The sequence below is a fragment of the Amycolatopsis sp. SID8362 genome, assembly GCF_010550475.1.
Classification (GTDB): domain Bacteria; phylum Actinomycetota; class Actinomycetes; order Mycobacteriales; family Pseudonocardiaceae; genus Amycolatopsis; species Amycolatopsis eburnea.
The window spans coordinates 1-1,138 of record NZ_JAAGNB010001407.1 but is presented as its reverse complement, the minus strand read 5'-3'; the positions used below and the strand labels follow the sequence as shown (position 1 = coordinate 1,138).

At 75.0% G+C, this 1,138-nt stretch carries 1 protein-coding gene and 1 pseudogene; both read left to right on the top strand.

Features of this window, described 5'->3' with window-relative positions; translation table 11 throughout:
* Positions 1 to 187 precede the first annotated feature (187 nt).
* Positions 188 to 844, top strand: a complete 657-nt coding sequence (locus tag G3I65_RS42950) for a response regulator transcription factor (protein ID WP_160701175.1) — start codon at positions 188 to 190, stop codon at positions 842 to 844.
* Positions 841 to 1,138 (top strand): annotated as a pseudogene (locus G3I65_RS42945) (two-component sensor histidine kinase); the annotation flags it as partial. The gene G3I65_RS42950 and the pseudogene G3I65_RS42945, both read left to right, overlap by 4 nt.

Below are 1,138 nucleotides of genomic sequence, written 5' to 3'. Positions count from 1 at the left end.
TGGGGCCGGCCCGGAGCCCGGCGCAGGAGGCGCGCGGCGGCTGGATCGAGCAGCACTGCGCGGCCGTCGACCCCGCCGAGTACGGCGGCCGGTCCGGACCGGGCGCCGGTCCGGTGCGGATCGGCGGCGCGGACACCCTCTACCGCTGCTAACGGCGAAGAAACACCGCCGCGGCGATCATCGGGGCATGCGGGTACTGGTGGTGGAAGACGAGCCGATGCTCGCGGACGCGATCGCGGAGTGGCTGCGCGAGGACGCCCACGCGGTCGACGTCGCCCACGACGGCGGCGCGGCGCTCGAGCGGATCGCCGTGCACGACTACGACGTCGTCGTGCTCGACCGGGACCTGCCGGTCGTGCACGGCGACGACGTCTGCCGCGAGCTGGTGGGCACGGGCGTGACCACCCGGGTGCTGATGCTGACAGCCGCCGCCGAGGTGACCGACCGGGTCGACGGCCTGTCACTGGGCGCCGACGACTACCTGACGAAGCCGTTCGCGTTCCCCGAGCTGGCCGCGCGCATCCAGTCGCTGGGCCGCCGCTGCCGCCCGGCCGCGCCACCGGTGCTGCGCCGCTCCGGCGTCACCCTCGACCCGGCGCGCCACGAGGTGTTCCGCGACGGGCGGTACCTGCCACTGTCCAAAAAGGAGTTCGCCGTGCTCGCTGAGCTGCTGCGCGCCGACGGCGCCGCCGTGTCCGCGGAACACCTGCTGGAGAAGGTGTGGGACGAGCACGCCGACCCGTTCACCGGCGCGGTCCGGCTCACCGTGCTGAAGCTGCGCCGCAAGCTCGGCGATCCCCCGCTGGTGGAGACGGTCACCGGCGTCGGCTACCGCCTCCGGTGAACCTCCGCCTGCGGCTGACCGTCCTGTACGGCGGCCTGTTCCTGCTGGCGGGCGTGGCCCTGCTCGGCGTGACGTACCTGCTGTTCACCCGCCAGGTCGGCCAGCGGGTCGCGATCATTTCGGGCACCCCGCCTCCCGGCGCGCCCCCGCTCCCGTCGCTGACGGCGCTCGACAACCAGGCCCAGCAGCTGCGCGCGGCGGCGGCGACGTCGTTGCTGACGCAGGGAGCAGTCGCCCTCGCGGCGGTGGCGGTACTGGCGGCGGCGCTGGGCTGGCTGGTGGCGGGCCGCGCGC